Raw genomic sequence first — 22,039 nt, 5'->3', positions numbered from 1 at the left:
GGTGTCGGTGTCCTGCGGCCAACCTACGGATGCTCGCCCGGGAACGCACGAGAGTTGCGGCAACCTGTGCACGGTGTTCACCGGACTCCATACGGTGGAGGGATGAGCGACCGAACCGTCCCGCCGCCCGTCCTGGTGATGGGGGTCTCCGGCTCCGGCAAGTCGACCGTCGGCGAGGCCCTGGCCCGCGCCTTGGCTGACCGCGGCGAGCCCGCCGAGTTCGTCGACGCCGACGCGCTGCACCCCGCCGCCAACAAGGAGAAGATGCGCCAGGGCACGCCCCTGACCGACGAGGACCGCTGGCCCTGGCTCGACGCCTGTGCGGCGCGGATCGCCGAGGTCCAGGCGACCGGCAAGCGCTGCGTGATGGCGAACTCGGCGCTCAAGCGCGTGTACCGCGACCGGCTCCGGGTGACTGCGCCCGACCTGGTCATCGCCTACCTCGACGGTTCGCGGGACCTCATCGCCGAGCGGCAGTCGCACCGGCACCACGAGTACATGCCGAACTCGTTGCTCGACTCGCAGTTCGCGACGCTCGAGCGTCCCCAGGCGGACGAGGCCGCGGCGTCCGTGTCGATCCACGGGTCCGTGGACGAGACGGTCGCCGCGATCCTCGCCGCCCTGCCGTCCGTCACTTCCGACTGAGCTCCGACAGCCGCGCGCGGTACTCGTCGGCGCCGATCTCACCACGGGCGAAACGGTCGGCGAGCACGGACCGCGCGTCTGCCAGGGCACGCCAGCTGCCGCGGCGGAACACCCCGAAGACCAGGAACACGACCAGGAACGCGACGAAGAAGAACACGGGGAACACGAAGAACGGGAACCCGCCGCCGTGCCAGTAGGGCGCGGTGGCAGCGAGGGTGGTGAGCATGGTGACCTCCTGGGTCGGATCCGGTGCCGCAGTTGCGACCCTCCAAGACTCCGGTCGGGAGGCCCGCCCCGCGTCCGTCGCCGAGGCCCACTTCGGCCTCCTCCCGCGGTCGCAGGGCCAGGCTCCCTCCACAGGGACGTACTCCCGGTGGAGTAGTCCACAGGTCCACCGTCGGCCCGATGCCACGCGGGACGGGCGACCCTAGAGTCGGAGCATGACCACCGACACGCCGGCCACCGAGCCGAACGAACCCCGCGCCTGGCGAACCGGGCCGCGACGGTTCGCGCGCGTCGGCCGTGTCGTCCCGGTGGCCCTCGTGCAAGTCGGTGGGACGATCGCCGCCTCGCGCTGGTCCGGTGGCGTGACGGACGGGTCGGGACCGCCCTGGGCACGTGGCAGCGCGGCCGGTGCAGCACCGGTCGAGCTCGTCCCGCTCGCCGTCGTGCTGCTCGTCGCCGGGGTGGTCGTGCTGCCGTTCCGGTGGCGCTGGCCCATCGCCGTGCTCGCCCTGACCCTGGGCACGACCATCGGTTTCGCCGTGGTGGTCAGCCCGCGCGGGCCGTTCGTCGCCGCACTCACGATGGCGCTGGCGAACGCCTGGTTCCGGGGGCACCGGACCAGCGTCTACGTCGCCGCGGGCATCGCTCAGGTCGTCCTCCCGACGGCGGACACCCTGACCGACCGTGCGGCGTTCCCGAGCGTGATGACCCTGACGCTCTGCCTGGCTTGGCTCACCGCGACGATCGCGATCACCGAAGTCGTCCGGGTGCAGATGCAGCGCGCCACTGAGGCCCGTCGTGCCCGCGCCGCGGCCGAACGCGCCCGTGCCGACGACGAACGCGTCCGCATCGCCCGGGAACTCCACGACTCGGTCGCACACAGCATGTCCCTGATCAACCTGCAGGCCGGCGTCGCGCTGCACCTCGGCGGAGCGCTGCCCGAGCCGACCCAGCAGGCCCTGACGAGCATCCGCGACACGAGCAAGCAGGCCCTGGTCGAGCTCCGGACCGTGCTGGGCGTGCTGCGAGCAGTCGACGCCGACGTGGCCGAGCGCACCCCGACGCCCGGACTCGCCCGCGTGTCCGACCTGGTCGAGCGCGCCCGCGCTGCCGGGCTGGACGTCACGGCCGAGGTCCACGGCGACCCGTCGGCGATCGACGGGGTGGCCGACCGCAGCGCGTTCCGCATCGCGCAGGAGTCGATCACGAACGTCATGAAGCACGCGCCCGACCACCGCGCGACCCTGACACTCGACATCGGCAACGACGTGGTCGACCTGGTCGTCGTGGACGAGCCGACCGCGGCGTCCGACTCCGCGAGCCGTGCCGCGGGGGCGCCGTCGGCCCTGTTCGGGGAGTCCGGCAACGGGATCATCGGCATGCGCGAACGTGCCGCCGCGGTGGGCGGCGAGCTCCGCGCCGGACCCCGACCCGACGGCGGGTGGACCGTCGTGGCGCGCCTGCCGTCCGGGACACCGGAGCAGGACGCATGACCGATCGCCTCGCCGACCACGTGGCCACCCCGGCACCACCGATCCGCGTGGTCCTGGCCGACGACCAGGTCCTCATCCGCGCTGGCCTCCGCGCCCTCGTCGACGCCGAGCCCGGCATGACCGTCGTGGGTGAGGCCGACGACGGTGCCGCCGCGGTGCAGATCGCCACACGTGAGCGCCCGGACGTCGTGCTCATGGACATCCGGATGCCCGGCACCGACGGGCTCGAGGCGACCCGGCGCATCTCGGCCGACCCGGCACTGGCCGACGTCCACGTGGTGGTCCTCACCACCTTCGAAGAGGACGACTACGTGTTCGAGGCCATCCGCGGTGGCGCCGCAGGGTTCCTGGTCAAGGACACCGAGCCTGCCGAGCTCCTCCGCGCGATCCGGACCGTGGTCGCGGGGGAGTCGCTGCTGTCCCCGGGCCCCACCCGTTCGCTCGTCGAGGCCTTCGCGACCCACGCCAAGTCGACGGCACTGGCACCGGGGCTCGACGTCCTGACCGATCGTGAGCGTCAGGTGATGCGGCTCGTCGCTGCCGGGCTGACCAACTCCGAGATCGCCGAGCGGTTGTTCGTCAGTCCGACCACCGCGAAGACCCACGTCTCCCGCGCGATGATCAAGCTCGGTGCGCGGGACCGTGCCCAGCTCGTGGTGTTCGCCTACGAGACAGGGCTGGCGACGCCCGGGTGGCAGGCATGACCGGCCTGCTGGAAGATGACACCAGTATCGATGCCATCTGGTGCATGGCGATGACCCTGCGACTCGACGACACCGAATCCGACGCGCTCCGCAAGCGTGCCGAGTTCGAGTCGCGATCGATGCAGGAAGTCGCTCGCGAAGCCATCCGCGAAGCCATCCGCGAGTACATCGAGCACCACAGCCGCAGTGACCTCATCGACGGGATCCTCGACCGTGAGTTGCCGCGGTACGCCGAGGCACTCGACCGCCTCGCACAGTGATCCCTCTCGCACCGTGATCCACCTGACCCTCGACGAGGCGCTGCACGTCGTACGGCGCGCCGTGGGACCCGATGCCGTGGTGCGCGACCCGGGGCTGTTGCAGGCCGCGGTCGCCCGACCGGCCGCGACGGTGGGCGGACAGGACGCGTAGCCCACACTCGTCGACGAGGCCGCGGCCCTCGTCCATCCGACCGTCCGCAACCATGCGCTGGTCGACGGCAACAAGTGGCTCGGGCTCATGGTGTTGATCGTGTTCCTCGGGGTGAACGGCCGCACACTGACGATGTCGAACGACCAGGCGTGCGCGTTCGTCGTCGCGATCGCCGAAGGACGACTCGACGACGTCGACGCCGTCGCCGGGCAGCTCCGCGGGGCGGTTGCGCCGACCTGAACCACCGCGCAACGAGATCGCGGAGCAGTCTCGGCTCCGGACATCGCGCGACCCAGGTGTCAGGATCGCTCCATGGGCATCGTGGTCCGCGCAGCGACCTCGTTCGACGACGTCCGGACGATGGTCGGGCCGAAGCGGCCTGACGCCAACGTCTGCTGGTGTCTGAGCTACCGCATCCCCTCGCGCGAGAACCAGCAGCTGAGCGGGACGGCCCGCGGTGACCGGGTCCGTGAACTCGTGCGGCAGGACCCGCCACCCGGGGTCCTGGCGTACGACGGCGACGAGGTCGTGGGATGGGCTGGCGTCCATCCACGGCCCGACACGACGTTCGCCCGGAACCGCCGGATCCCGCACCTCGACGACCCCGGCGACACCAGCGTGTGGAGCGTGTGGTGCATCCGTGTCCGCCCCGGGCGCCGCGGGCAGGGCATCTCGCATGCGCTGCTGGACGGCGCGGTGCGGTTCGCGGACGAGCACGGTGCGCGGGCGATCGAGGGCTACCCGGTCGACAACGGGTTCGCGAAGGTCGACCTGACGATGGCCTACGTCGGGACACGTCGGCTGTTCGAGCGAGCGGGCTTCGAGCACGCGGCAGACACCACCTCGGTGCTCAACGGCTTCCCACGAGTCCTGATGCGCCGGATCCTCCGGTGAGCGTCGCAACGCCTGGCAACGCACGGCAACGACGCACGGTACGGGGGGCGGGGAGCAGCATGGACGCATGGCCTTCAGCGGGATCGGCATCGTCGCCGGCGCAGCACTGACCGACACCGTCCGCCGAGCGGGTGCGGACCACGTCGAACCCGGCATCGCGGGCAACCTGGTCCATCGTGACGGCGACAGGTGGCTGCGCGATCCCGCCTACGACGACGAACGATTCGGCTCGTTCGCCCTGTTCGTCCCGCCTGACCTGCCGCTCCTGACCGCCGACCCCGACCTGGTCGACGGGTACTTCCGCGCGGTGGTGCCGATCGTCGCCTCGGTCGCCACGCCCGGGGCGAGGATCGTGTTCGGCTCGGGGACCGCGCGGACGGCACCGCCCGACATGCCGATCGCTCGGGCGCACGAGCGCTTCGCCCGGGTGGTCCGGGTCGCGCGGGACCTCGGGGCCGAGCACGACCTGAGCATCGTGCTGGAACCGCTGAACCACGACGAGACGAACGTGGTCCACACGATCGAGCAGGCCGTGGCGTTCCTCGACGCCTTCGACCTGCAGGGCGTCGGTGTGGTCGCCGATCTGTTCCACGTGCAGGCCGAGCACGAGTCGTTCGACGTCGTCCGGTCCCTGGCCGACCGGATCGGGCACGTGCACGTGTCCGATCGGGACCGCCTGCCGCCGGGCGAGGGGGACTGGCCGTGGCCGGAGTTCCTGGCGGCGGTGCACCAGGGCGGGTACCGCGGCCCGGTGTCGCTGGAATGCCGGTGGTCCGACGACCCCGAGCCGCAGATGGCCGCCGCACTCCGCGACGTCCGCGCCGCGGCCCCGCACTGACTCCCTCGTGCGAGGACGATCGCCCCGTGCCTCGGATCAGCGCAGCACGGGTCGGCCAACCTCGCACCCGGCGAGACGGCACCGGCACCGGCACCGGCACCCGCACCGGCACCCGCGCAGCGTCAGAGCTTGAACGTGGCCTTCGGGATGTCCGACACGATGCGCTGGGCGGTGCGGACGGCGTCCTCTTCCGAGACCTGGTGCGTGACCACGAGCGACGCCAGGTACGCGGCATCGGCACGCCGAGCCATGTCGTGCCGAGCGGGGATGGAGCAGTACGCCCGGGTGTCGTCGATGAACCCCGAGGTCTTCGTGAACCCCGCCGAGTCGGTGATCGCGCCGCGGTACCGCCCGATCGCCGCCGGGGTGTCGATGAACCACCACGGCGCGCCGGCGTACACGGCGGGGTAGAAGCTGGCCAGGGGCCCGATCTCGCGCGAGAACACGGTCTCGTCGACCGTGAACAGCACGATGTGGAAGCCGGGCGCGGTGCCGAACGCCTCGAGCAGGGGGCGGAGCGGCTCGGTGAACGCACCGACGGCGGGCAGGTCGTGCCCGGTGTCGGGGCCGAAGCGCTCGAGCGTCGGGGTGTGGTGGTTCCGGATGACACCGGGGTGGAGCTGCATGACGAGTCCGTCGTCGACGCTCATCTCCGCCCAGCGGAACAGCATGTCGTGCCGGTACGCCACGGCGTCGGCCGCTGCGACGTCCCCGCGCAGCGCCTCGGCGTGGATGCGCTCCCGGTCGGCAGCGGGCAACGGCGTCGACCCGGCGTCGATGACCCCGGTGTCGGTGGCGGTCGCGCCGTGCTCGATGAAGTACCGGCGGCGAGCACGGAGTGCCGCCAGCAGGCCGTCATGGTTGCCCGTGTCGATCCCGGCTGCCTGTCCGATGGACGTGACCACGGTCCTCCAGTCCGGTCGGGACGGGTCGAAGACCGCGTCCGCGCGGAAGGTCGGCAGCACGCGACCGCGGAAGCCCGGGTCGGCTGCCAGCTGCGCGTGCGCGGCAAGGTCGGCGGTCGGGTCGTCGGTGGTGGCGAGCACCTCGATGCCGAACGCGTCGAACAGCGCACGGGGGCGGAAGGACGGCTCGAGGAGCGCCGAGGCGATGTGGTCGTACTGCGCGTCGGCGTTCGCGGCCGACGGCTGCCGGTCGAGGCCGAACACGTCGTGCAGTTCGGTCTCGAACCAGTACCGGACCGGGGTGCCGAGGAAGTCGTCCCAGTGCTCGGCGAGACGGCGCCAGATCGCGCGACCGTCAGCCGGACCGTCTCCGCGGCCGAGGGCGTCGAGCGGGACGCCGTTCGCGTGCAGCAGCCGCAGGACGTAGTGGTCCGGCGTGACGAGCAGCGCGGCCGGGTCCGGGAACGGCTGGTCCGCGGCGATCATCGCGGCGTCGACGTGCCCGTGGGGCGAGATGACCGGGGCGTCCGCGACCGCCTGGTAGACGGTGCGGGCGATCGTGCGCGTCGCCGGGTCGGCCGGGAACAGCCGGTCCGGGTGCGGCGCGAGCACGGCGGGCGTGGTGGCGGTCGTCTGGGACATCGTCGACCCTTTCATCAGGAGGTCGGGGTGGGCGCGGGGCCGGTGGACTCGCGCACGGTCAGGTGGGTGGGGAGTGCCACTGCGCCGCGCATCCGCTCGCCGGGGAACTGCTCGGCCGGGATCGCACCGAGCCGCCCGAGCAGCATCGTGATGGCGACGCGGCCGGCGCGTTCGATCGGGGACGTCATCGTGGTGAGCGGCGGGTTGCAGAAGTCGGCGCCGAAGATGTCGTCGCAGCCGACGATGCTCATGTCCTGCGGGACCCGCACGCCGCGTTCGCGTAGTCGCCCGAGCATGCCGATCGCGATCAGGTCGTTGAAGGCGATGCAGGCGGTGGCCCCCGCGTTGACGGCGGCGTCGGCAGCGGCGGCACCCGAGTCGACGAACGGCGCGTGCGGTCCGATGCGGGCGACGCGGACGTCGAGCCGGTTGGCGACCTGCACCAGGGCTTTCCACCGGCGTTCGTTCGACCACGAGCTGTCGGGGCCGGCGACGTAGAGCACGTCCCGGTGCCCGAGCGAGACGAGGTGCTGCACGGCCTGCTCGACACCGCCGGGGGTGTCGATCAGCACCGAGGGGACGCCGGCCGGACGGCGGTTCACCACGACCAGGGGCGTCCGCTCCGCGTACCGGGCGATCTGCGTGTCGGACAGTCGCGATGCGGTCAGAACCACGCCGTCGGCCTTGGCGGAGATCGCACTGAGGGCAGCCATCTCGGCGTCGGGCGACTCCTGGGTGTCGACGAGCAGCTGCGTCCACCCCGCTGCGGCGAGCTGGTGCTGCGTGCCGCGGATGACGTCGAAGTAGAAGGGGTTCGTGATGTCGGACACGAGGACGGCGACCGCCCGCGTGCGACCGGACGTCAGGGCCCGCGCCTGCGAGTTCGGGACGTAGCCGAGCTCGCGCGCCGCGTCCTGGATCCGCTGCTGGGTCACGCGGTTCACGCGGTCCGGCATCGACAGGGCTCGGGACACGGTCGAGGGGGCGACCCCGGTCGCGTCGGCGACGTCACGGATCGTGACCCGACGGAGCGTGTCGGGTCCTCGGGGCGACGAGTCGGCGGTGCGCCGGGTGGCGTCGGTCTCGGTCATCGTGCCTCCGATCGTCGGACGTGGTGGCGCCGCGGCACGGGCGTGACCCGGCACGAGGACCGGGGCGGCGGTGCTCCGGTGCCCTGACGCTATTCGGATCTGGCAACAAGTGGCAACCGGTTGCCGGTTGTTGCCACCGGCGGGACAGTGGGTGCACCACCGGCAGCGTTGCCCGTGGACGCTTCGAGGAGGAACCCCCATGAAGACACGGACCCTGATCGGTTCCGTGGTCGTGGTCGCCCTCGCCGCGCTCTCGCTGCAGGGATGCGCGATCGTGAACGGCAGCGGCGACGACCCGAACACCCTCCGCGTGATGATGGGCGCGGACACGACCTACCCCAAGGAACGCAAGCAGTGGCAGCAGGACACCGCTGCCGAGTTCAAGCGCACCACCGGCGCGGACATCCAGTGGGAGACGTACTCCTCGGCGCAGGAGGAACTGACCGCCATCCAGACGAGCGTCATCTCCGGCCAGGGCCCGGACGTCTACGCGATCGGCACGACGTTCACCCCCACCGCCTACGCCACCGGCGCCTTCGTCCGGATGGGTGCGAAGGAGTGGAAGGCGGTCGGCGGCAAGGACCAGTTCGACCCGGCGTCGTTCGGCATCTCCGGTCCGAGCGCGTCGAAGCAGATCGGCATCCCCTTCGCCAGCCGCCCGTTCGTGATGGCGGTCAACAAGGACCTGCTCGCGAAGGCGGGCATCACCGAGATGCCGACGACGTGGGACCAGCTGACCGCCGACGCGAAGGCCACGACGAGCGGTGACGTGCACGGCATGGCGATCGCCTACGCCGACGGCTTCGACCCCTGGAAGTTCATCTGGGGCATGTCCGAGAACGCCGGCAACACGCTGGTCGACGGCACGAAGGCCGAGCTCGACGCCCCGGCGGTGCAGAACGCCTACCGCACCTACTTCGACTGGGTCACGAAGGACGGTGTCGTCGACAAGTCCGCGATCGGGTGGAACAACGCCCAGGCCCTGGCGCAGTTCACCGAGGGCAAGGCCGCCTTCTTCCCGATGACCACGACCACGGCGATCAACTCGTTCGCGGGCACGAAGATCGACGGCAAGTACGAGTTCGCGCTGCTGCCGACCGTGCCCCCGGGCGCCACCGAGCGTCCGGCCGACGGCATCGAGGCCGCCAGCATCCTGTCCGGCGACAACTTCGTCGTGGCGGACTACGGCACCAAGCAGGACCTGTCGTTCGACTTCATCAAGCAGGTCAGCAGCAAGCGGGCCCAGCTGGAGTACTACAAGCTCTTCGGCAACCTGCCGACGAACACCGACGCGGCCAAGCAGCTGGCGGACGACAACCCGCAGCTCAAGCCGATCATCGACGCCGGCAAGCTCTCCAAGCCGACCGCGTTCACGGGCGCCTGGTCCGACATCCAGCTCGCGCTCGTCGACGTCGTCGTGCAGTCGATCCCGTCGCTCAAGGGCGGCGAGGTCACCGACGACCAGCTCCGGAAGCGTCTGCAGGACGCGCAGAAGGACGCCCAGTCCACGCTCGACCGGCAGAAGAACGGAGGTCTGTGATGACCGCCACCGAGACACGCACGCCCGTGCAGCACCCGCAGCGGACCGTCCGCCCGCACGGCACCACCCCGCTCTACAAGAAGGAGCGCCCGCTCTGGATGCTCATCCCCGGCGGTGTGCTCATGGCGGCGATCATCGTGGTGCCGCTGCTGGTCGGGTTCTTCATCGCGATGCTCGACCTCGACCAGTACACGCTCCGGCAGTGGTTCAGCGCCCCGTTCGTCGGGTTCGCGAACTTCGCCGACGCGATCACGGACTCGCCACTGCTGCACTCGATCTGGATCTCGTGCTCGCTCGCGGTCCTCGTCACCGCGGTGACCGTGCCGATCGGCGTCGCCGCGGCGATCTCGACGCAGAACCGGTTCCCGGGTCGTGGGCTGGTCCGCTCGATCTACCTGATCCCCTACGTGCTCCCCGCCTTCGTCGTCGGCACGTTCTTCCGCACGATGCTGCAGCCGCAGGGGGTCGTGAACGCGATCTTCCACACCGACGTGCTCTGGCTGAACGGTGCGGCGTCCTACTGGGCGCTCGCCGCGGTCATGGTGTGGACGTCGTGGCCGTTCGTGTACCTGCTGAGCCTGGCGGGCCTCCAGGCAGTGGACCTGGAGGTCCACGAAGCGGCGTCGCTCGACGGCGCGACCTGGTGGATCAAGCTGCGCTACGTGGTCTTCCCCTACCTGCGGGGGCCGCTCAGTCTGGCGGTGATCATCGCGATCCTGCACAACATCAACAACTTCACGCTGCCGTTCGTCCTGTTCGGCATCCCGCTCCCGTCGAGCGTCGAGGTCATGCCGGTCCTGACGTACATCGCCAGCTTCCAGTCGTTCCGCTTCGGCCTGTCGGCCGCGATGGCGATCTGTTCGCTCGTGATCGTCGCCATCCCGCTGTTCGTCTACCTGCGAGCGGTGCAGCTCGACACCGGCGACGACGCCGGGCCCAACCGGAAGCAGCGCCGCGCCGACCGCGCCACGCTCGCCGCTCCGGCCGCCGCCGACATCGAGGGAGCACGCGCATGAGCGGCTACAGCGCGACCAGGACCCGTCCGACCGCGACGCTCACCGAGAGCATCACCTCGGCCGGCAACACGAAGCGCCACAAGCGTCCGTACGACACCGACGTGACCCGGCTGCTGCCCAGGTGGCTCCTGATCACCGTGATCGCCGTCATCATCGCGTTCATCGCCGTCCCGGTGCTCTACATCGTGTTCGGCTCGGTGAACTCGGACGTGGCGGTGGCCCGCGGCGAGTACTTCCCGTCCGAGTTCACGCTCGCGAACTACGTGGACATCTGGTCGACGGTCGCGCTCGGCCAGGGCCTGGTGAACAGCATGCTGACCGCCGGCGCGGTCGCGGTCGCGAGTGCGGCGCTCGCCGTGTCGACGGCGTACGTGCTGGTCCGGTTCCGGTTCCTCGGGCGCCTGACCTTCCTGCGCGGCCTGCTCGCGCTGCAGTCGATCCCCGGGACCCTGCTCCTGCTGCCGGTGTTCGTGGTGTTCTCGAACATCGCGAGCGCCACCGGCGTGCAGATCATCGGCACGCGCTGGGGCCTGTTCGTCACGTACCTGACGTTCGCGCTCCCGTTCTCGACGTGGGTGATGGTCACCTACCTGCGCGGGCTCCCGAAGGAGCTGGAGGAAGCGGCGCGCATCGACGGCGCGTCCTCGACGAAGATCCTGACGAAGATCGTGCTGCCGCTGTCGTGGCCAGGCATCGTCGTCTCCGCGATCTTCGCGTTCCTGCTCGGCTGGAACGACGTGCTCTTCTCCACGATCATGACGACGCCGAACACGCGCACGGTCGCGGTGGTCCTGCAGGTGCTCGGCACCACGCAGGAAGGCGGCGCGGTCCCGATCTACGGCCAGATGATGGCCGCCTCGATCGTGTGCGCCGTACCGGTGGTCGCCCTCTACCTCATCTTCCAGCGCTACCTCGTCGGCGGTCTGACCGCCGGCAGTGTGAAGTAGCGCGAGTTCTCCACAGACTGCCTGGAGGCCCGGTGCGGGCCCGCCCCGCTCCTCCAGGATCGAAGCAACGAAGGGAATCCAATGGCTCAGCCCACTTGGGAACTGTCCGGCTTCGGCGACGAGATCGACGCGGACCCCGCGGTGCAGGTCGCGGTGCTGCAAGCCCTCGGCGCCAGTGCGATCGAAGTCCGCAGTGCCTGGGGCGTCAACGTCGTCGACCTCGACGACGACCAGCTCGCCGGCCTGCACCGCCTGTTCGACGAGCGGGGCCAGACCGTGTCCGCCATCGCGTCGCCGATCGGCAAGGTCTCCGTCGACGAACCCGTCGAGCACGAGACCGAGCGCCTCGGCCGGGCGATCCGCGCCGCGCACGCCCTCGGCACCACCAACATCCGGATCTTCTCCTTCTACTTCGAGGGCCGCACTCCGGAGTCCGTCCGCGACGACGTGCTGGTCCGGATGCGGGCACTCGCCGAGCTGGCGTCGCGCGAGGGCGTGACCCTGTTGCACGAGAACGAGAAGGACATCTACGGCGACGTGCCCTCGCGGGTGCTCGACATCGTCGAGAGCGTCGGGTCGCAGTCGCTGCGGCTCGCGTGGGACAACGCCAACTACGTGCAGTGCGGCGTCCGGCCCTTCACCGACGGGTGGGTCCAGCTCGCGCCGTACGTCGACTACCTGCAGGTGAAGGACGCCCTCGCCGCCGATTCGTCCGTCGTCCCCGCCGGCGAGGGCGACGGTGAACTCCTGCTCACGCTCACGGCGCTCCGCGACGCCGGGTACTCCGGGTACGCCTCGCTCGAACCCCACCTCAGCGACTTCACCTCCCTCGGCGGGTTCTCCGGTCCCGCCGCGTTCGGCCGTGCCGGACGAGCCCTCCGGACCCTCACCGACCAGATCGGAGTGACCCTGCGATGACCGCAGACACCACAGCACCCCTCAAGCTCGCCGTCGTCGGCGCCGGTGTGATCGGCCGTCACCACGCCCGCGTCGCACTCGCGAACGACGGCCTCGACGTCGTCGCCCTCGTCGACGCGATCCCCGAAGCCGCCACCAGCGCCGCCGACGAGATCCAGGCGTCGGGCGCGCCCCGCCCGCTCACCACCGCCACCATCGAAGAAGCGATCGCCCAGACCGACATCGACGTCGTCGCGATCTGCTCGCCGTCGGGCATGCACGTCGCGCTGGCCGAAGCCGCGCTCGCCGCGGGCAAGCACGTCGTCATCGAGAAGCCGCTCGACACCACCATGCCCCGGGCCCGGCAGATCGCCGCGCTCGCCCAGGCGGCCCGCCAGCGGGGGTTGGTCGTCAGCGTGATCAGCCAGCACCGGTTCGACCCGGCGTCGGTCGCGGTGGCCCAGGCCGCGCACGGCGGTGGGTTCGGGCGGGTCACCTCGGGTGTCGCGAGCGTCGCCTGGTACCGCTCGCAGGGGTACTACGACTCCGGTGACTGGCGCGGCACCTGGGAGCTCGACGGCGGTGGCGCGGTGATGAACCAGGGCGTGCACACCGTCGACCTCCTCGTGTGGACCCTCGGTCGTCCGGTCGAGATCTCGGCCCAGGTCGGGCTGCTCGCCCACGAGCGCATCGAGGTCGAGGACACCGCGGTCGCCACCGTGCGCTTCGACAACGGGGCACTCGGGGTGATCCACTGCACCACGGCCGCCTACCCGGGCCTCAGCGCCCGGTACGCGATCTACGGCACGCAGGGCTCGGCCGTCGTCGACGACGACAAGCTCGGGTACTTCCACGTCGCGCCCGACGCCGCCGCCCTGGCCGCGGCGGCCGCGAGCGCGAACACCACCGCCGTGGCCGACCCGGTCGACCAGAAGGCCGACGTCGTCCCCGCCGAGCACGTCGTCGGCGGGCCGCCGGAACCCGACCACTTCCTCGCCGGGCACGGTCGCCAGTACACCGACATCGTGGACGCGATCCGCACCGGGCGTGAGCCCGGCGTGACCGTCGACGCCGCGCTGGTCTCGCTCGCGACGGTGCGCGGGCTCTACGTCAGCGCGACGCTCGGACAGCCCGTGCTGATCGACGACGTGATCGACGGCAAGTACGACGACGTCGTGCCCGTCGTCGCCACCACGACCGAAGGAGCCACCCGATGAAGTTCTCCGTGTTCACCGCGTCCACCCCCGACTGGACCCCGTCGCAGGCGGCAGCGACGCTCGCGGCCCAGGGCTGGGACGGCATCGAGTGGCGGGTCGTCGACGACCGCCCGGCCGACGGCACCACGGTGCCGGCAGAGCGTGCCTTCTGGGCCGGCAACCGGTCGACCTGGCAGTTCACGGGGATCCAGGACCAGGTCGGCGAGATCGCGCGGATCACCGACGACGCCGGCCTGGCGTACTCGGGCATCGGCGGCTACCAGCAGGCGTCGAACCACGACGGCGTCGAGACCATGCTGCGCGTCACCAGCGAGCTCGGCGCCCGGCAGGTCCGCGTCAGCATGCCGGTGTACCGGCAGGAGCGGGAACGCACCGGCGAGTCCTACCCGCAGCTCTTCGACCGCACCCGCGCCGACCTCGAGTGGGCGGTGGCCCGTGCGACCGAACTCGGCGTGAAGGCCCTCGTCGAGCTGCACCACATGACGATCACCCCGTCGGCCTCGGCCGCGCTCCGGCTCGTCGACGGGCTCGACCCGGAGCACGTGGGCGTCATCCACGACCTCGGCAACCTGGTGATCGAGGGACGCGAAGACCACCTGGCCGCGTTCGAGCTGCTCGGGCCGTACCTGGCGCACGTGCACGTGAAGAACGCCCGGTGGACCGACACCGGCGACACCCGGGCCGACGGCAGCAGCGTCTGGCAGCACGAGTGGGCGCCGCTCCGCTCCGGCCAGGCATCGGTGGCCGAGTACTTCGACGACCTCCGCGCGTTCGGGTACGACGGCTGGGTCACCATCGAGGACTTCTCCACGGACCTGCCCCTCGAAGCGCGCACCGCCGACAACCTGGCGTTCCTGCGGTCGCTCGTGCCGGTGTCGGCATGACCGATCGCCGCTCCGGCGTCGTGCACCTCGGGGTGGGGGCGTTCGCGCGCGCCCACCTCGCCTGGTACACCCAGCACGCGACGGGCGATCGGTGGGGCATCACGGCGTTCACCGGGCGCTCCCCGGACATGGCCGACGCGCTCACGGCGCAGGGCTGCCGGTACACGCTGGTGACCCGGGCAGCGGACGGCGACACCGCCCAGGTGATCGACGCCGTCGTCGCGGCGCACCCGGGCAGCGACGTCGACGCCTTCGCCCGCGCACTCGCCTCGCCGCACACGACCATCGTCACGCTCACCGTCACCGAGCAGGGGTACCGGTCGGGGTCCGACGTCCCCGCGCGTCTGGTCGCCGGACTCGACGCGCGGCGCCGGGCTGGCGCGGGGCGGATCGCCCTGGTCAGCCTCGACAACCTGACCCACAACGGCGAGGTCCTCCGTCGGGCCGTGCTCGACGCCACGACCGACGACGACCTCCGCGCGTGGATCGAGGCGACCGTCGTGTTCCCGAGCTCGATGGTCGACCGGATCACCCCGGCGACCACGGCCGACGACGTCGCCGGACTGGGCGAGCTCCCCGGCGCGCTGCCGCAGGACCGCGTCCCCGTCGTCACCGAACCCTTCGCCGAGTGGGTGCTGCAGGACGTGTTCGACGGCATCGACCGTCCGGCGTGGGAGACGGCGGGCGTCCGCCTGGTCGACGACGTCACGCCGTACGAGCAGCGGAAGCTCTGGCTGCTCAACGGATCCCACTCGCTGCTGGCCTACCTCGGACTGCTGCTCGGGCACGAGACCGTGGCGCAGGCGATGGCTGACGACGTGTGCCGCAGCGCGGTCGAGCAGCTCTGGGACGAAGCCGCCGTCGAGCTCCCGCTGCCGGCGACCGAGATCGCCGAGGCCCGCGCCGCGCTCGTCGACCGCTTCGCCAACCCCCGCATCCGGCACACCCTGGCGCAGATCGCCTCGAGCGGCTCGCAGAAGCTGCCGGTCCGCGTGGTCGACGTGCTGCGGCACCGCCTCGGCCGCGACCCTGCGGCCGGTGTCGGCCCCGGAGCCGCGACCCTGATCGCCGCGTGGTGGCTGCACCAGACCGAGCAACCCGGGCTCGTGAACGACCCCGGCGCACCCGGTGCAGGCTCGGACGTGCACGACGTCCTCGGCGTGATCGCCCCCGACCTCGACACCACCCCCGTGGTCGCGGCCGTCACCGCCGCCGCCGACCGCATCCGCGCAGCCCGCGCCCGCTCGTCCGAAGGAGTACCAGCATGACCGACACCGGCACGACCAACCCCGCCGCGCCCGTCCCCGGCGCCGTCGACGACCGCGCTGCCGACACGACCTCGGGTCGTCCCGACACGTGGCCGTCCGCCGATCGCGGCCAGCTGATCGACAAGGCCGAGGTCATCGTGACGAGCCCGGACCGCAACTTCGTGACGCTGAAGGTGACCACGGCCGACGGGGTCACCGGCCTCGGCGACGCGACCCTGAACGGCCGCGAACTGGGCGTCGCGTCGTACCTGTCGGAGCACGTCGTCCCGCTGCTGATCGGTCGCGACGCCAGCCGGATCGAGGACGCCTGGCAGTTCCTCTACCGCTCGTCGTACTGGCGTCGCGGCCCGGTCACGATGGCCGCGATCGCCGCCGTCGACATGGCGCTCTGGGACATCAAGGCGAAGGTCGCCGGCATGCCCCTGTACCAGCTGCTCGGCGGAGCGTCACGCACCGGGCTGATGGCCTACGGGCACGCCTCCGGCAAGGAGCTGCCCGAGCTCTTCGACTCGATCCGTGCGCACCAGGAAGAGGGCTACCGCTCCATCCGCGTGCAGACGGGCGTGCCGGGGCTCGAGTCCATCTACGGCATCGCGTCGAATGCGACCACCGAGGGCAACAGCGGCGTCCGCTACGACTTCGAGCCGGCGCAGCGCGGTGCCTTCCCGGCGATGGAGGACTGGGACACCCGCGCGTACCTGCGCCACGTCCCGACGGTCTTCGAGGCAGTCCGCAACGAGTTCGGTCCCGAGCTGCCGCTCCTGCACGACGGGCACCACCGGATGACCCCGCTGCAGGCCGCCAAGCTCGGCAAGTCCCTCGAACCGTACGACCTGTTCTGGCTCGAGGACTGCACCCCGGCCGAGAACCAAGAGGCGCTCAAGCTCGTCCGGCAGCACACCACGACACCCCTGGCGATCGGCGAGGTCTTCAACACGATCTGGGACTTCAAGGACATCATCCGCGACCAGCTCATCGACTACGTCCGCGGTGCCGTCACGCACATGGGCGGCGTGACCCCGCTGAAGAAGACGATGGACTACGCGGCGATGTACCAGATCAAGTCAGGGTTCCACGGGCCGACCGACATCTCCCCGGTCGGTCTCGCGGCGCAGATGCACCTCGGGATGGCGATCCACAACTTCGGCATCCAGGAGTACATGCAGCACGGCGACCGCACCAACCAGGTGTTCCGGCAGACCTTCACGTTCACCGACGGCTACCTGCACCCGGGCGACGAGCCCGGGCTCGGGGTCTCCCTCGACGTCGACGAGGCAGGCAGGTACCCGTACGAACAGGCGTACCTGCCGTTCAACCGCCTGGCCGACGGCACCGTCCACGACTGGTGACCCGGCGCGGGTAGCCTCGGCGACCGTGGACATCGACGCGCTCGCCGAGGCCGCCCGCGACCTGCTGCTGGTCGCGCCCGCGGACTTCGTCGCCGAGCGCACCGCCCGGCAACGAGCGGCCCGGCAGGACGACCGCGACCTCGCGACGGCCATCGGGAAGCTCCGGAAACCCGCCCCGGCGGCGTGGGTCGTCGACCTGCTCGCCCACGACGGTGCGCTGGACGAGGCTGTCGACCTGGGGCCGACGATCCGCGACGCCCAGGCGAGCGCCGACCCGCAGCAGATCGCCGTGCTCCGCCGACAGCGCTCCGGCGTCGTGGCCGCGCTGGCCCAGGCGGGCGCCGACCTGGCCGCCGATGCCGGCCACGCCCCCACCCCGGCCGTGCTCGACCAGGTCCGCGCCACGATCGAAGCCGCGATGGCCGATCCGCACGCGGGCGCCGCGGTGCGGTCCGGGCTCCTGGTCCGACCGCTCGAGAGCGCGGGGTTCGACGACGTCGACCTCGACGGCGCGCTCGCCGTGCCGGACGCTGTGCCCGATGCCTGGTCGGGCAGCGGGGCCGACCCCATCCCGATCACCAGCGCGCGACGAACGACGAAGCCGAGCCGAGCCTCCAAGCCGGAGCCGGAGCCGGAGCCGGAGCCGGAACCTGCCCGCGACACCGCGGCGGACCGCCGCGCAGCACGCCAGGCCGAGACGGCCGCGCGCGCCGAGTCCCGCGACGCCGATGCCGCGCTGGACGCAGCCGAGACGGAACTCGACGCCGCCGAGCAGCGCCGCGCCCAGCTCCAGCGCGATCTCGACGCAGCGACCGCCGAGGTCACACGCCGCGAACTCGCCCGCGACGACGCCGAGGCCGCCAGCGACCGCGCCCGGGACCTGCTCGCCGCCGCCCAACAGCACCGCCGCAACCTCGGACACTGACGGACCAGTGCTCGTGGACGATCCTGTCCACTTGTCGCATGGTGAGCGGAGGCGTACCGTGCAGCCACCCGACCCGAGGGGTGCTCATGCGAGTCAACGTCGTCCGCATCACCGTCGCCGTCCTCACCGCGCTCAGCGTGGGGGTGGTCCCCCTGGCCGTCGCGCCCGTCGCCGCAGCGTCGGTCGGGTCGTCGATCCACGCCGCGACGTCCGAGTCGCTGATCGCCGCGCCGAACGGGCCGGGTCTCCGGACCCCGAGCGGATGCGCCGCGACGTCTCCGGGACTGGTCCCGGCCACCCTGTACGGCGGGGCCTCCACGCTGTCGGCCGGGTACTGGTTCGAGGAGTGCCGCTTCGGGGACTCCGTGTTCCTGCGGAACCTGACCCCGTCGGTGTGGACGATCGACCTGCTCCGGTCCGGTGCCCTCGACCCGCGGCCGACCCCGTCGGCCGTCGTCGCACGGTACGAGCTGTTCCACAGCCAGTACCCGCCGGTGACCCTCTTCGACGAGACGATCGCGCCGGGGGAGACGCTCGTCTTCAGCGACGTCGACCAGTTCGTGCTCACCCACGACCTGGACGCGACCGCCGCCTGGCTCACGTCCCGAGCGACCACGAAGTGGATGCGCGACGTGGCGGAGATCGATCTCGGCAAGCAGGTGCTCCTCGCGGCGGCCGGACGTCGGGGGACCGCGGGGGCAGTGCTCGCGGACTGCTTCGGAGCCGTCGAGACCGTCGCGGACGAGTGGACGTCGCTGAGCAGCGAGGAGGTCCTCATCCGGATCACCGCAGCGGTCTCCATCGGCATGGAATCGGCGACGTGCGTCCGTGCGCTCAAGGCCTTCCACGCGAACCCGACGATCACACGCGCAGCGGAGTCGGAGAGCACGTCGATCCTCCGCACCGTCGCGTCCTCGGTCGGCAAGACCTCGGCGGTGTCGGCCCTCGAGCGCTTCGGTCCGGCGCTCCGGACCTTCCTCGCCGCGCGGTGAACCGTCCCGTCACACACCGAGCCGTCCCGTCACACGCCGAGCCGTCCCGTCACACACCGAGCCGTCCCGTCACACACCGAGCCGTCCTCATCACCTCGGATGAAAAGGCCGGGTGCGGCTCGGTGACCCGCCCGGCGTCCCCCTACGCTCGGCCGCATGCTCCTCTTCCTCCGCCGCCGTGGACGCCACCTGGTCGCTCCCGTCGCCGGCGCCGTCTTCCTGGCGCTCTGGATCGTCGCCGAGGCCGGCCGGGCCGGACTCGCCGACCACGTCATCGTCGTCTCGGCCTTCGCGGTCGCGATCGGACTGTCGAACTGGATGCCGTCGACCGCCCTCGGACTCGTCGTCGTGGTGCCGCTCCTGCAGGCGCTCCGGCTGCTGCACCGCCCGACCGACACGACGTGGCCCGAGTACCTGGCCATCGTGATCGTCGTCGGCATCGTCGGTGCCGGACGGTCGGACCTGCTCCGGTGGCTCGCGGTCCCGGTCCTCGCGGTCGCCAGCGCCGCGGCAGCTTGGGCCATGGTCGTGCCGACGGCGGCGGACCCGGACGTCTGGGGTCTGTGGGTCGGATCGTCGTCGGGCACCCGGAGCGACCTCGTCTTCATCGCACTGGCGATCGCCGGCGCGAGCGGCATCGGGTGGGCGGTCGGCGTCGCGATCGGGGCGTCGTGGCGGATCGGTCTCGCGAGGGTGCGGGTGGTCGAGGCCGAGCGGGAGACCGAGGTGACGACCGTGGAGTTGCAGGCCGAGCAGGAGCGTGCGCGGATCGCCCGGGACGTGCACGACTCCCTCGCGCACTCGCTCGCCGTGGTCGTGTCGCAGGCCCAGGGCGCCGCGGCCATCGCGGCCCGTGACGAGCACGCGGCGCAGGCGCTCCAGGACATCGCCGAGGTGAGTCGTGCCGCTCTCGGTGATGTCCGGGCGCTGGTGGAGCGCATCCAGGGCGCCGGCGACGAGGCGCGTCACGGTCTCGACGACGTGCCGCCGCTGGTCGAGGACATGCGGGAGCTCGGGATGTCTGCCACGTCCGAGTCCCACGGCACCCCGTCCGCGGTGACCCCAGCGGTCGGGGCGGCCGTGCACCGCATCGTCCAGGAGAGCCTGACGAACGTCCTCAAGCACCAGGGGCGCACCGCCGCCGTCCGGGTGGTCCTCGACTGGCGCGGACCGGGTCTCGGCCTGGTGGTGACGTCGAACGGCGAGGCACCGCTCGTCGAGCTCGACGGCCCCGGTTCGGGCATCGCGGGGATGCAGGAGCGTGCGCGCCTGGCCGGAGGGTGGCTGCGCGCCGGCACCGGTGACGAGGAACACGACTTCGTCGTGACGGCATGGCTGCCGACCGTCGACGTCCCGGCCCCGACTCCGGTGCCGACGCTCGAGGTCGCACGGTGATCCGGGTCGCCGTCGTCGACGACCAGCGGCTCTTCGCCTCCGGGATGCAGATGCTCGTCGACGCCCAGGACGACATGACCTGCGTCGGGACGGCTGCCGACGGCGTCGAGGCCCTCGACCTCTGCGCAGCCGAGCACCCCGACGTGCTCCTGCTCGACCTCCGGATGCCCGTGCTGAACGGCATCGAGACCCTCGGACGCCTCGCCGCTGTCGACGGCGACCGCCCCCGTGTGGTCGCACTGACCACCATCCGCCGCGACGACGCCGTGCTCGCCGCCCTCCGCGCCGGAGCTGCCGCGTTCCTGACGAAGGACGCGCTGCCGGACGTCGTGACGGCCACCATCCGCGACGTCCACGAGGGCCGCCCCGCGCCGACCGAGGCCGAGGCGCTCGACCTGCTCCGCGCGCAGGGCACCCCGGCCGAGACGAGCCGACGCGACGAGGTCCTCGACGCGCTGACCGCCCGCGAGCGCGAGGTGTTCCTCCTCGTCGCGAAGGGCCTCAGCAACGCGGAGATCGCCGCGAGCGTGTTCCTCAGCGAGGCCACCGTGAAGACCCATGTCCGCTCCGTGCTGATGAAGCTCGGCCTCCGGAACCGGATCCAGGTCGTCATCACCGCACACGAACGCGGCCTCGTCCGCGCCTAGGGGGAACCATGCAGATCACCAGTCGCGCCACCAAGACCGGCACGCTCGCCCTGGTCGTCATCGGCCTCGCGGCGAGCGTCGTGCACGGCCTGCCCGAGCCCGTCGACGTCGCCGTCACGCCGACGACCGAGCGGGACCCGGCAGCCTGGACGATGCCGCTCGACGGCTACGTCCAGCCGGGTGGCCGGAAGGACACCTACGCGACGAACCTCGTCATCCAGCCGTGTCTGCGCGATGCCGGGATCGACTTCCCGGTGCCGTGGGCGACGATCGCCGGGCTCGACGCGGTCTCCGACCAGGACGAGACACCGGAGCGTGGCAACACGTCGCCCGCCCTCTCCTGGAGCACACCGCTCGACGCCGAGACGGCTCGGACGCGCGGTTACCACGGCCCGTCGACGGTCGGAGCCAACGAGGACGGCATGAAGGCGTGGGGTGAGGACCCGAAGCGGAACGCGGCGTTCGCGAATGCCTCCGAGCGGGAGACGACCCGGTGCTTCCGGCAGGGCTCCCGCACGCTCGGCACCGACGATGCGAGTGGCGCCGTGCAGAGCGCCTCGATCGTGGCGAAGCGCTTGACGTACCTCGCCGCGACGGCCGCCCGCGAGGACGACACCGTCGTCGCAGCGGCCGCGAAGTGGCACGCGTGCATGGCGCCGGCCGGGCTCCCCGACCTGCCGGCGACGCCGAACGGGATGCCCTCGCGCTCGATCCGCACGGACTACGGCACGACCATCTCCACGACGCCCGTGCAGGACGGCGAGGTCGCCATCGCGAAGCGGGACGTCGCGTGCCAGGCGTCGTCCGGCTACCGGAGGGCGCTGTACGACGCCGAGTGGGACCGCCTCCGGCACGTCACGGCGAGCGACGCGTCCGTGCTCCACGCGGCGCCGGCGGACCAGCTGGCGGTGGACCGTCGACTCGACGCGACGATCCGTCGCCTCGCCCCGGCGGCACCGGCCGACGTCGACTGACCGACCGACCGGCTGACCGACGGACCGACGGACCGACCGCGGATCGTTACGCAACAGTTGTCGTTCTTGACGACGAGTGTTGGAGCGGTCTAATCTCGGGCACCATGCTTCGGGCCGGCGATGGTCCGCCGGGGACCGGA

At 71.6% G+C, this 22,039-nt stretch carries 23 protein-coding genes and 1 pseudogene; 21 read left to right on the top strand and 3 right to left on the bottom strand.

The genetic code is table 11. From position 1 onward, the window contains the following. Nucleotides 1-102: 102 nt before the first annotated feature. Entirely contained in the window at nucleotides 103-645 is a 543-nt protein-coding gene (locus ASG04_RS08580) for a gluconokinase (RefSeq protein ID WP_056122481.1), read from the top strand. Here the strand turns inward: ASG04_RS08580 and ASG04_RS08575 are convergent. Then, a complete protein-coding gene (locus tag ASG04_RS08575; RefSeq protein WP_056122478.1) occupies nucleotides 632-871 on the bottom strand; it encodes a hypothetical protein in 240 nt (79 codons plus the stop codon). The genes ASG04_RS08580 and ASG04_RS08575 overlap by 14 nt on opposite strands. 214 nt (nucleotides 872-1,085) lie before the next feature. Here ASG04_RS08575 and ASG04_RS08570 point away from each other — a divergent pair, with 214 nt between their 5' ends. The 7 genes and pseudogenes from ASG04_RS08570 (at nucleotide 1,086) to ASG04_RS08545 (ending at nucleotide 5,210) form a co-directional block, all read left to right on the top strand. Further along, nucleotides 1,086-2,363: a sensor histidine kinase gene (locus ASG04_RS08570; RefSeq protein WP_056122475.1), complete on the top strand. Its 1,278-nt coding sequence runs from the start codon at nucleotides 1,086-1,088 to the stop codon at nucleotides 2,361-2,363. Further along, nucleotides 2,360-3,067: a response regulator gene (locus ASG04_RS08565; RefSeq protein WP_056122472.1), complete on the top strand. Its 708-nt coding sequence runs from the start codon at nucleotides 2,360-2,362 to the stop codon at nucleotides 3,065-3,067. The genes ASG04_RS08570 and ASG04_RS08565 overlap by 4 nt, the downstream gene beginning before the upstream one ends. Further along, nucleotides 3,064-3,327, top strand: coding sequence for a ribbon-helix-helix domain-containing protein (locus tag ASG04_RS08560; protein ID WP_235515489.1), 264 nt, complete (start codon nucleotides 3,064-3,066; stop codon nucleotides 3,325-3,327). Before ASG04_RS08565 ends, ASG04_RS08560 begins: the two co-directional genes overlap by 4 nt. Nucleotides 3,328-3,340: 13 nt before the next feature. Beyond that, nucleotides 3,341-3,478 (top strand): hypothetical protein, encoded by a 138-nt coding sequence (locus tag ASG04_RS17860; RefSeq protein ID WP_235515488.1) that lies wholly within the window; start codon nucleotides 3,341-3,343, stop codon nucleotides 3,476-3,478. 18 nt (nucleotides 3,479-3,496) lie between these two features. Continuing rightward, nucleotides 3,497-3,718: pseudogene (locus tag ASG04_RS17855) on the top strand (type II toxin-antitoxin system death-on-curing family toxin); the annotation flags it as partial. Nucleotides 3,719-3,790: 72 nt separating this feature from the next. Continuing rightward, nucleotides 3,791-4,372 carry a GNAT family N-acetyltransferase gene (locus ASG04_RS08550; protein ID WP_056122469.1) on the top strand — a complete coding sequence of 194 codons (582 nt, stop codon included), beginning with the start codon at nucleotides 3,791-3,793 and terminating at the stop codon, nucleotides 4,370-4,372. A 67-nt stretch (nucleotides 4,373-4,439) separates the two neighbouring features. Next, the gene (locus ASG04_RS08545) at nucleotides 4,440-5,210 is read left to right on the top strand and encodes a sugar phosphate isomerase/epimerase family protein (RefSeq protein ID WP_056122467.1); all 771 of its coding nucleotides are present in this window, start codon (nucleotides 4,440-4,442) and stop codon (nucleotides 5,208-5,210) included. A 122-nt stretch (nucleotides 5,211-5,332) separates the two neighbouring features. Here ASG04_RS08545 and uxaC read toward each other — a convergent pair whose 3' ends face one another. Beyond that, complete coding sequence (gene uxaC / locus ASG04_RS08540; RefSeq protein WP_156463580.1) at nucleotides 5,333-6,757, bottom strand: glucuronate isomerase; 1,425 nt, start codon at nucleotides 6,755-6,757, stop codon at nucleotides 5,333-5,335. Nucleotides 6,758-6,771: 14 nt separating this feature from the next. Further along, a complete protein-coding gene (locus tag ASG04_RS08535; protein WP_181437029.1) occupies nucleotides 6,772-7,848 on the bottom strand; it encodes a LacI family DNA-binding transcriptional regulator in 1,077 nt (358 codons plus the stop codon). Nucleotides 7,849-8,047: 199 nt separating this feature from the next. Between ASG04_RS08535 and ASG04_RS08530 the strand changes: the two genes are divergently transcribed. The 13 genes from ASG04_RS08530 to ASG04_RS08470 all read left to right on the top strand — a co-directional run bounded on the left by ASG04_RS08530 (nucleotide 8,048) and on the right by ASG04_RS08470 (nucleotide 21,899). Further along, a complete protein-coding gene (locus ASG04_RS08530; RefSeq protein ID WP_082517906.1) occupies nucleotides 8,048-9,388 on the top strand; it encodes an ABC transporter substrate-binding protein in 1,341 nt (446 codons plus the stop codon). Then, complete coding sequence (locus tag ASG04_RS08525; RefSeq protein ID WP_056122460.1) at nucleotides 9,388-10,404, top strand: carbohydrate ABC transporter permease; 1,017 nt, start codon at nucleotides 9,388-9,390, stop codon at nucleotides 10,402-10,404. Before ASG04_RS08530 ends, ASG04_RS08525 begins: the two co-directional genes overlap by 1 nt. Then, nucleotides 10,401-11,351, top strand: a complete 951-nt coding sequence (locus ASG04_RS08520; RefSeq protein WP_056122457.1) for a carbohydrate ABC transporter permease — start codon at nucleotides 10,401-10,403, stop codon at nucleotides 11,349-11,351. Before ASG04_RS08525 ends, ASG04_RS08520 begins: the two co-directional genes overlap by 4 nt. 81 nt (nucleotides 11,352-11,432) lie before the next feature. After that, entirely contained in the window at nucleotides 11,433-12,269 is an 837-nt protein-coding gene (locus ASG04_RS08515; RefSeq protein ID WP_056122455.1) for a sugar phosphate isomerase/epimerase family protein, read from the top strand. Further along, nucleotides 12,266-13,465, top strand: a complete 1,200-nt coding sequence (locus ASG04_RS08510) for a Gfo/Idh/MocA family oxidoreductase (protein ID WP_056122452.1) — start codon at nucleotides 12,266-12,268, stop codon at nucleotides 13,463-13,465. The genes ASG04_RS08515 and ASG04_RS08510 overlap by 4 nt, the downstream gene beginning before the upstream one ends. Beyond that, nucleotides 13,462-14,349, top strand: a complete 888-nt coding sequence (locus tag ASG04_RS08505; RefSeq protein ID WP_056122451.1) for a sugar phosphate isomerase/epimerase family protein — start codon at nucleotides 13,462-13,464, stop codon at nucleotides 14,347-14,349. Before ASG04_RS08510 ends, ASG04_RS08505 begins: the two co-directional genes overlap by 4 nt. Next, the gene (locus ASG04_RS08500; RefSeq protein ID WP_056122448.1) at nucleotides 14,346-15,617 is read left to right on the top strand and encodes a mannitol dehydrogenase family protein; all 1,272 of its coding nucleotides are present in this window, start codon (nucleotides 14,346-14,348) and stop codon (nucleotides 15,615-15,617) included. The genes ASG04_RS08505 and ASG04_RS08500 overlap by 4 nt, the downstream gene beginning before the upstream one ends. Beyond that, nucleotides 15,614-16,966 (top strand): D-mannonate dehydratase ManD, encoded by a 1,353-nt coding sequence (gene manD / locus ASG04_RS08495; protein ID WP_235515486.1) that lies wholly within the window; start codon nucleotides 15,614-15,616, stop codon nucleotides 16,964-16,966. Before ASG04_RS08500 ends, manD begins: the two co-directional genes overlap by 4 nt. A 25-nt stretch (nucleotides 16,967-16,991) precedes the next feature. Next, nucleotides 16,992-17,891 (top strand): hypothetical protein, encoded by a 900-nt coding sequence (locus ASG04_RS08490; RefSeq protein ID WP_056122445.1) that lies wholly within the window; start codon nucleotides 16,992-16,994, stop codon nucleotides 17,889-17,891. Nucleotides 17,892-17,977: 86 nt separating this feature from the next. Then, on the top strand, nucleotides 17,978-18,883 hold the full coding sequence (locus ASG04_RS08485) for a hypothetical protein (protein ID WP_156463579.1): 906 nt from the start codon (nucleotides 17,978-17,980) through the stop codon (nucleotides 18,881-18,883). Between the two features lie 156 nt (nucleotides 18,884-19,039). Next, nucleotides 19,040-20,278: a sensor histidine kinase gene (locus tag ASG04_RS08480; RefSeq protein WP_056122440.1), complete on the top strand. Its 1,239-nt coding sequence runs from the start codon at nucleotides 19,040-19,042 to the stop codon at nucleotides 20,276-20,278. Then, a complete protein-coding gene (locus ASG04_RS08475) occupies nucleotides 20,275-20,925 on the top strand; it encodes a response regulator transcription factor (RefSeq protein WP_056123885.1) in 651 nt (216 codons plus the stop codon). Before ASG04_RS08480 ends, ASG04_RS08475 begins: the two co-directional genes overlap by 4 nt. Before the next feature lie 8 nt (nucleotides 20,926-20,933). Then, nucleotides 20,934-21,899 carry a hypothetical protein gene (locus ASG04_RS08470; RefSeq protein WP_056122437.1) on the top strand — a complete coding sequence of 322 codons (966 nt, stop codon included), beginning with the start codon at nucleotides 20,934-20,936 and terminating at the stop codon, nucleotides 21,897-21,899. The last annotated feature ends 140 nt before the right edge of the window (nucleotides 21,900-22,039 follow it).

It is taken from the genome of Curtobacterium sp. Leaf183 (assembly GCF_001424385.1).
GTDB lineage: Bacteria > Actinomycetota > Actinomycetes > Actinomycetales > Microbacteriaceae > Curtobacterium.
Note: the sequence above shows the minus strand (reverse complement) of the source record. Positions and strands in the feature narration are given on the sequence as shown.